Source organism: Roseateles sp. P5_B10, from assembly GCF_056400485.1.
In genome coordinates, this window is the sequence record NZ_JBFULE010001782.1 from 1 (window position 1) to 514 (window position 514).

A 514-nucleotide genomic window follows, 5' to 3' on the forward strand; every position below is an offset into this window, starting at 1 on the left:
GGTTGATGGAAGTGCAGATCAGCCATGACGCTGCGGCGGACACCCGAATTTACACCGTATCAGGCCAGATCTTCTTCGCCAGCGCCGACATCTTTGCCGATCACTTCGACCTGCGCGACACTGTCCGCGCCGTCCGCATCGACCTGACCGCGGCTCACCTTTGGGACATCACCTCCGTCGCCGCGCTCGATGAAGTCGTCGGCAAGATGCGGCGGCACGGTATAGCGGTCGAGATAATCGGCCTGAACCAGGCGAGCGCCGTGCTAGTGGATCGCCACGCGCCGCTGGTGCGAAACACCGCTGCATCATCTGGATGAGTGCACTTTCTAGATCCTTTAGACGCTCACGGTCCTAACCCAATGCTACGCGCAAGCCTGCGGGTTCTCGATGACGGCGGCAAAGCGATTGCGGAAATTTCGCTGAACCGGCCGATGCATTAAACACAAGTGATCGTTGTAATCCGCCCGTGACGCCCTCCCCGCCATCGGGTAAAAATGGCGGGATGCATCAAACT

Annotated in this window: 1 protein-coding gene; it reads left to right on the forward strand. The window is 59.3% G+C overall.

What is annotated here, in order from left to right:
- A partial coding sequence (locus AC1DU6_RS35885) for an STAS domain-containing protein (RefSeq protein ID WP_477863429.1) occupies nucleotides 1-317 on the forward strand: 317 nt, incomplete at its 5' end.
- Between the last annotated feature and the right edge of the window lie 197 nt (nucleotides 318-514).